Source organism: Pseudomonas sp. P179 (assembly GCF_000478485.2).
GTDB classification, from domain to species: Bacteria; Pseudomonadota; Gammaproteobacteria; order Pseudomonadales; family Pseudomonadaceae; genus Pseudomonas; species Pseudomonas aeruginosa.
Map to the genome: position 1 here is coordinate 303,202 of NZ_KI517354.1, position 7,152 is coordinate 310,353.

The 7,152-nt window shown below is 56.8% G+C and carries 10 protein-coding genes and 1 pseudogene; 4 read left to right on the forward strand and 7 right to left on the reverse strand.

Translation table 11 applies throughout. The features are described from left to right. Window positions 1–73: 73 nt before the first annotated feature. Window positions 74–1,654, reverse strand: a complete 1,581-nt coding sequence (locus HMPREF1224_RS14120) for an alpha/beta hydrolase (protein WP_003146788.1) — start codon at window positions 1,652–1,654, stop codon at window positions 74–76. 156 nt (window positions 1,655–1,810) lie between these two features. Between HMPREF1224_RS14120 and HMPREF1224_RS14125 the strand changes: the two genes are divergently transcribed. Genes HMPREF1224_RS14125 through HMPREF1224_RS45240 form a run of 4 tightly spaced genes read left to right on the forward strand, consistent with a single transcriptional unit; the run spans window position 1,811 to window position 3,978 of the window. Then, window positions 1,811–2,032, forward strand: coding sequence for a YgdI/YgdR family lipoprotein (locus tag HMPREF1224_RS14125; RefSeq protein WP_003089729.1), 222 nt, complete (start codon window positions 1,811–1,813; stop codon window positions 2,030–2,032). Between the two features lie 53 nt (window positions 2,033–2,085). Then, window positions 2,086–2,937, forward strand: coding sequence for a class I SAM-dependent methyltransferase (locus tag HMPREF1224_RS14130; protein WP_003146786.1), 852 nt, complete (start codon window positions 2,086–2,088; stop codon window positions 2,935–2,937). After that, on the forward strand, window positions 2,934–3,470 hold the full coding sequence (locus HMPREF1224_RS14135) for a GNAT family N-acetyltransferase (protein WP_003146784.1): 537 nt from the start codon (window positions 2,934–2,936) through the stop codon (window positions 3,468–3,470). The genes HMPREF1224_RS14130 and HMPREF1224_RS14135 overlap by 4 nt, the downstream gene beginning before the upstream one ends. A 22-nt stretch (window positions 3,471–3,492) precedes the next feature. Further along, window positions 3,493–3,978, forward strand: coding sequence for a hypothetical protein (locus tag HMPREF1224_RS45240; RefSeq protein ID WP_123822995.1), 486 nt, complete (start codon window positions 3,493–3,495; stop codon window positions 3,976–3,978). Window positions 3,979–4,250: 272 nt separating this feature from the next. On the opposite strand, the gene HMPREF1224_RS45245 is transcribed toward HMPREF1224_RS45240, so the two are convergent. The 6 genes and pseudogenes from HMPREF1224_RS45245 to HMPREF1224_RS43925 form a co-directional block, all read right to left on the reverse strand. Next, entirely contained in the window at window positions 4,251–4,631 is a 381-nt protein-coding gene (locus tag HMPREF1224_RS45245) for a hypothetical protein (protein ID WP_123822996.1), read from the reverse strand. An 8-nt stretch (window positions 4,632–4,639) separates the two neighbouring features. Then, window positions 4,640–4,909, reverse strand: coding sequence for a CdiA C-terminal domain-containing protein (locus HMPREF1224_RS45250; RefSeq protein ID WP_158222002.1), 270 nt, complete (start codon window positions 4,907–4,909; stop codon window positions 4,640–4,642). A gap of 300 nt (window positions 4,910–5,209) precedes the next feature. Continuing rightward, window positions 5,210–5,605, reverse strand: a complete 396-nt coding sequence (locus tag HMPREF1224_RS0111840; RefSeq protein ID WP_019396134.1) for a hypothetical protein — start codon at window positions 5,603–5,605, stop codon at window positions 5,210–5,212. Next, window positions 5,605–6,027: a CdiA family toxin C-terminal domain-containing protein gene (locus HMPREF1224_RS45255; RefSeq protein ID WP_123789292.1), complete on the reverse strand. Its 423-nt coding sequence runs from the start codon at window positions 6,025–6,027 to the stop codon at window positions 5,605–5,607. Before HMPREF1224_RS45255 ends, HMPREF1224_RS0111840 begins: the two co-directional genes overlap by 1 nt. A 217-nt stretch (window positions 6,028–6,244) precedes the next feature. After that, entirely contained in the window at window positions 6,245–6,646 is a 402-nt protein-coding gene (locus tag HMPREF1224_RS45260) for a DUF6911 family protein (protein WP_123822997.1), read from the reverse strand. Further along, window positions 6,643–7,152 (reverse strand): annotated as a pseudogene (locus HMPREF1224_RS43925) (hypothetical protein); the annotation flags it as partial. The pseudogene HMPREF1224_RS43925 and the gene HMPREF1224_RS45260, both read right to left, overlap by 4 nt.

Consider the following 7,152-nt stretch of genomic DNA (forward strand, 5'->3'; position numbering starts at 1 on the left):
CCTTCCCCCACCTCTAGGCCGCGGCACGGCGGATAACCGCAAGCGGCTATCCGCCCCACGCCAGCCAGCCGGCTCAATGCGCCGGCAACAAGGCCTGCAACCCTTCGGCAAGCTCCAGGCTCCACGCCGCGTAGTCGTGACCGCCGGGGAACTCACGGTAGTGCAGCGGGTAGCCCTTGCCTTGCAGCGCCGCGCGCAGGCTGCGGTTGCTGCCGAGAATGCCGTCCGCCTCGGGCTCCTCGAGCAGGCCGGAACTGAGGAAGAACACCAGCGGCAAACGCTCGCCAGCGGCGAACTGCCGTACCAGCCACTGCGGCTGCTGCTCGTCCGGCCCCCACCAGAACGAGCCGGACAGGCTCAGCACCTTGCCGAAGCGTTCCGGATAACGGTAGGCGATGCAGCCCGAGGCCAGCCCGCCGTAGCTGGAACCGGAAAGCACGCGATCGGCAGGCTCCTCGCTCAATGCATAGCGCTGCTGCAACCAGGGCAGCAGCTCGTGGGCGAGCATGTCGGCGAAGGCCTCGTTGCAGGGCAGCTCGCGGCCCCGGCTGCTGGCGTCGACATTGCCGACAATCACCGCCAGGGTCGGGCGGATACGCCCGGCGGCGATCAGGTTGTCGAGGATGGTCGGGGTCGGTACGTCGCGCGCGTAGTGGTCCTCGTCGAACAGCACCAGCAGCGGATAGCGCTGGCCCTCGGGATCGTAGCCCGGCGGCGTGTAGAGCGTCAGCTGGCGCTGGTTGGCCAGGGCCTGGCTGGTATAGCCGAGGCGCTCCACCTTGCCGCGCGGCACGTCCTTGCGCGGCTGGTCCCAGGTCTCGGCAGGGGCGCCGCCGAGCTGCACCAGCGAGGCCTGCTCGGCCCGCGGCAGCGCGCGGCTGTTGAGCCACGGCGTACGGCTCAGCGGGTCCGGCCGCGCCGCCGCCTGCAACGCCAGGCGCAAGGTGCCGCGATCGGCCTGTTGCAGGTCCGGCAGGTCGGCGCTGAGCTGGTAGGAAACCCGCGCGTCGCGGCGCAGCGGCAGGCTCAGGTAGCGCACGTCGCTGCCGGCCAGGGCCTCGAAGCGGCGGGTGTTGACCTCCGGGGTCGGCCACAGCAGGCGCACGTCGCCGGGACGCTGCTGGCGCCAGAGGAAGGTGACCAGCACACGTTCGGCATCCAGCGGCTCCACCAGCGGCGTGCCCTGCTTCGCTACCTGCTTCCAGAACGCCTTCAGCGCGCCGGGGCGCTTTTCCGCAAGCTCCGCCTGCAGGCGTTGCAGGGTCGGGCTCTGCGGCGCCGGCGAATCAAGCGCCGGGGTCTGCGGGGTGAGGCGCTGGGTGGGGATCAGGGTCAGTGCGGTGTCTTCGTCGGCGCTGAAGGTCAGGCGCAGGCCCTGGCGCTCGCCGGCCTGCAGACCGAGCGACTGGCGTCCGGCCAGCTCCGTCGCGCGCAACGCCTTGCCGTCGGGCGTGGTGGCGCGCAGGCGGACGCGGCCGCGGTCGACCTCCAGGTCGAGCAACTGCAACTCGCCGGGGGCAAGGTCGAGGTAGCGCTGGCGGCTCTCGCCGGCAGCGATCTCGATGCGGCCATCGGCCAGCGGCACGGGCTGGGCGGCCTGGGCCGGGGTCAGCAGGTTGAGGAAAAGCAACAACGAGGTGGAAACGGCAGACATGGAATCTCCCTTCGAATAGGCGCCGCCATCCGGGCGGTTCACCGGAAGAGACGTACGATCGCAGCGGAAATTTGCCGCTGTGATCCAGGCTAGAGCGGTTGCGCCGCGACTGGAGTAGAATCCGCCGCCTCGAAAACCGTCCGAAGGAAAATTCCGATGACCTCCCGTCTGCTGCCCGCCCTGTTGCTCTCGTCCGCATTCGCCGTCCTGGCCGGCTGCTCCACCCCGACCATCGTCACCCTCAACGATGGCCGCGAGATCCAGGCGGTGGATACCCCGCGCTATGATCGTAGTTCCGGCTTCTACGAACTGGAGCAACTGGACGGCAAGCGCACCCGCGTCAACAAGGACCAGGTGCGCAGCATCAAGGACATGTAACCCCCCGGACCCGCCATCCGCGCGGTGGCACACTCCAGGGAAGGAGTCGAACCATGCGATCCGACCTGCACGAGGCCAACCGGCTGTCGTGGAACGCCGCCACCCGGGCGCACAACAGCCACAAGGCCGACCAGGCCGCCTTCTTCCGCAACGGCGGTTCCACGCTCTATCCCGAGGAACTGCAACTGCTCGGCCATCTCGACGGCCTGCGCCTGCTGCATCTGCAATGCAACGCCGGACAGGACAGCCTGAGCCTGGCGCGCCTTGGCGCCCACGTCACCGGGGTCGACATCGCCGACAGCGCCATCGACTTCGCCCGCCAGCTGTCCCGCGACAGCGGCATCGCCGCCGACTTCCAGCGCGACGACATCCTCCGCTGGCTGCCCGTCGCCGCCACCCGTGGCGAACGCTTCGAGCGGGTCTTCGCCTCCTACGGCACGCTGGTCTGGCTCTCCGACCTCAAGCGCTGGGCCGACGGCATCGCCCAGGTACTGGTTCCCGGCGGGCGCTTCGTCCTGGTGGAGTTCCACCCTTTCGCCCTGTACTTCGACCCACACTGGCAACCGGCCTACGACTACTTCAGCCGCGAGCCGATCGCCGAGAGCGGCGTCAGCGACTACGTCGCCGAGTCCGGCGCCAGCCTGGCGCCCTCCGGCTACCGCGCCGGCGTCGAGAACTTCAGCAACCCTCATCCCAGCTACGAGTTCCAGTGGGGCCTGGCCGATGTGATCGGCGCCCTGCTCGGCGCCGGCCTGCAACTCGAACGGCTGGAGGAATACCCCTACGCCAACGGCTGGGCCGGCTTCGACGGCATGCGCGACGGCGGCGGCGGACGCATGCTGCCGCCCGCCGATCGTCCGCGCCTGCCGCTGATGTACGGCCTCAGCGCAAGGAAACCACGATGACCGAAGAACGCCTGCTGCGCCGCGACGAAATCCCCCTGGTCTGGGAGATCGACCGCAGCGAAGTGATCGAACACCTGTATTCCGTCGAGGCCGGCCAACTGGTGCTGCGCCCCGAGTTCTACGACATGCGCGGCTGGCCGGAGGGCGAGGCCGAGCATTACACGCCGATCCTGCTCGACTGCTTCGACCGCGGCGGCTGGTTCCTCGGCCTGTTCGACCAGGGCCGCCTGATCGGCGCGGTAGTCCTCGACCCGCGCCGCCTCGGCCCCGAGCGCGACTGGCTGCAACTGAAGTTCCTCCACCTCAGCCACGCCTACCGTCGCCGCGGCCTCGGCGCCCACCTCTTCCACCTCGCCGCCACCCAGGCCCGCCACCTCGGCGCCAGCGCGCTCTACGTTTCGGCTACGCCGTCGCAGAACACGGTGGATTTTTATATGAGACTCGGATGCCGGCTGTGCATGGAACCGGATGAGGAGTTGTATCGGTTGGAGCCGGAGGATGTTCATCTTGTTTATCAGATACTCAACGCATAACCCTGAGAAATTATTTCGAACCATGCAATTCAAACTGAAAACCTTGCAACTCCTTGCATTCCTATCTATCTCTCAAGCCGCAACGGCGGAAATTTACTGGCATGGTGTTGGCACTGAAGACAAAAAAATAAAAACCCCTAGCGAACTATGTAATTACTATGCAGAACAGCGCAAAATGGATTCTTATGAAAGGCCTGAGGCCGGTGGCCAGATAGCAATTACGGAAATCAGGACAAAATACGTCTCAAGTAAAACTCGCGACTGCAGATTTGACTATATATACATTAGCGGCCCATCTGCAGGAACTGAGAATTACGGAAAATTACGTCTCTATAGAAGAGGGGATTGCTCACCATTAGATACGTACTCACATGCAACCGGAGCGAAAAAAGGGGACATATTTATTTTTCCTACTCTAATTTTGACTAGTGTTTATATCTCTCATTCCCACTGTATACCACTGCCGATCTTACTCACACTGAACCACGTGAAGCGGATAGTTCAGTAAAACCACTCGCCTCTGCCTAGGCCTCGCGGAGCCTCCTTACGGCGTCGGAGCCTCCCTGCTCAGAGAATTAGAGTAGGGAAAATAAATCTGTCCCCTTTATGCCCATCTGGGCTGCTCCTTGGGCTCGGTGTGTGTTCGCAACTATCACCGTAGACCAAGAGCAGCCTTTCTTTTCTGAATCAGTCGCTTAGCGCTTAAGTAAGTGCCATTCAAATCTGACCCCTTTATTCGCTTTGGGGAACTGCAGTTGCTTTTGGCCCTTTTGCAGCCATTCAATCGATCATACTTCTCTTAAAAGACAACCCATCAGAATCCCTAATAGCGTAAATACTTTCATATTGAAAAGATAAGACAAAGCCAAATTCAATATTCAATGATAACTCCTGAAGAAATAACTTTATATCAACCCAACTTTCAGAAAGATTACTTCCTCGACAATGAAACGCCCCTCTCAAACCAACTTTCCAGCTCATGGAGCATCCTTCAGCCACGACCCCCTCAGGCTGCTCCAAACTACGAACCGAAAACTGACAACCTGAACTCTCGAAATTTGCGTCCAATCTAGTATCGCCCAGACTGCCGCTCTCCCCCAAAGACGACAAAGTGCTAGCTATACTCTCCAGAGTCGCTCCAACTTGAATTTCAAGCGCCATTGTTATGCTCATCGCCCAACCTCAATAACCTTAAACTGACCGTCTTTCAGAAGATACAAATTCTTCAAACCATCGACTGGCTTAACGCTCAGTGCATTTTCTATCTGCTTGAAGGTCAATGGGGAATCAGCCAAATTCACTACAATATTCTGAGCCTGCTTCTCGACTTTTTCAGTCACAGTCATTAGCACTGAAACCGGACTATTGGCTCTGGAAGAGAATACATCTGCAAACTCTCCATTTATCTTAAGGTCGGGGTTAGCTGAATTTTTCTTTATATTTGGTAACTGCTCAACGTCATACCCAGCCCGATCGGAAAAGGGGACAGATTTATTTTCCCTATTCTAGTTCTGGCTAGTGCTTACTCCTCATCCCCACTATATAATACCACTGCCGATCTTACCCATACTGAACCACGTGAAGCGGATAGTTCAGTAAAACCTCTCGCATCTGCCTAGGCATAGCGGAGTCTCCTTACGGTGTCTGCACTGGAGCCTCCCTGCTCAGAGAATTAGAGCAGGGAAAATAAATCTACCCCTTTATTCGCCCCTTTACTAGAGTGAAATAAGAACCCCCGGCTAGACCGGGAATCTCTTTGAGTAACGCTCCTCCAATTTTCTAGCCGAACTTAGAACACTATCCCTCTCCTCGGGGAAGAAATCAGAATAAACATCGGCTGCAATCTTCATCAAAAAAACATAGTCGAGCAGTGGAATACTTGAGGTCTCCACTTCCCCCAAAAAGAAACTGACCTCATTAAACTCTTCAGGATCATCCCAGTCCTGATCAAGAGAGTAGAAATGTCCCTCACCCACAGAGAAGCCAACCCCCTTCGAAGCCTCATTTATAAACGCAGGGAAGTTAGTCCTCTTCCTCGTTATAGATGCCTCTATTATCTCGTATAGGTCTTCATAGTCCAGACCAGTGGAAGCGAATGATTCCTTGAGCTTTTCAAGCCAAGACAAACAAGCCATCATTTTATCCTCGGAGGCATAGCGATGAAGGAATTTGTTATTTCGCCAGTCTTGCTGTTACGTGTCACCTGGAAGTAATAGCCATCAACCTTGATACTAGTTTCCCTCAAGGCCGGATTGGCTTTGAATACAGATTCCGCCTGGACTGCCGCGCGACTAGACATATCAGCCACTTTACTATCTGGCAGAATTTTGGGGTCGTAAGTCGTTTTCGTGGATACAGACTTATACCCACCAATAAATTCGCCCTTAGTGTTAGTTCTAGGCAACTGATAGCTGTACTCAACAATCCCAGGGAAACGAGCATCTGTGATTTTATTGGAAACCTTCGCACCGGTTATTTCAACCGACTCTAAGGAAAAAGGGGACAGATTTATTTTTACTACTATAATTTCAGCAACCGCCCACGCCAAACCACTCAAAGCGAATAACTCGCTAAACCAATCGTCCTTACCTAGGGCATCGCGGAGCCTCCTTACGGTGTCTGCACTGGAGCCTCTCTGCTCAGAGAATTAGAGTAGGGAAAATAAATCTGTCCCCTTTATGGTCTTTCGCTCTCTTCGAGCAACAATAATGTCAGATCAAGTCATAGCTATCACATTTTATGGTCTTGGCTGGAGTTTTTATTAAGAAAAAATCTTAATTGAGAAGCTCCTTACTGACGTCACCTGTTAGGAAGAATTCTTCAAATATATTTTTCAGTATAGAAAATTCATCGCATATCAAGACGCCATCCCAAACATCCCCCAACACTTCGAAGGGTATGCCTTGCAGCTTTAAATTTCTATAAGATCGAACAATATAGTCCACCCCATCGTCTTCCCCCAAAGAGACGACATACTTTCCGCCTTCAGACTGTACTTGTAGCGACTGCGGCCCCACAGCCGTCTTGGAAGCAAGTTCAAGAGTGACCGAACCTTTACCTTCTCTGATTAGCTCTAGACAAGAGAGGACATCATCCCAAGAGGGAAATCTATTCCTTCCCCCCTTAGCTTGAGCACCCACGCCAAAAACCCAAGACAGCGAGAAAGCAGCCATCATTCAAGCTCCCTCAAAGACCGCATACCAGGCTTCCAATATAGAGTTTTTCCTGTAGTCACTTCGTTTATCTGTAGAGAGTTCAAACCAGCCTTTTCTGCCGCTGCCGCGATATCACCACGGCAATAGCTGCAAACAGCTTTACCTTCAACCTTCAAGGCCATATCTGCACCAGTGGTTTTCCCTGCATTATATGCTTGCTGAATAACTCCAATTTCGGCATGAGCATCCGCCATATTTCCATTCGGGTGAGGTTTTCCATTAGCCGCAATCTTTGCATCCACTCGGTCCGCAATCAAAGTCGGCTGATTGGGATTCGCTTGAGCGGCAGGCCTGGCAGTTTGGTTAACGTCGGTAAATACAGAGTTACCAATACGCCCTTCGGCAGTTACAGTGGGAGTAGTTCCTTTTGCACCCCCACCCAGCCGACCCAAGTCCCCCACTGCCCCGAGCTGCGAACTCATACTACCGGAAACAGGTGACTCCGCAATCGCGTTGACCAGGTTCTT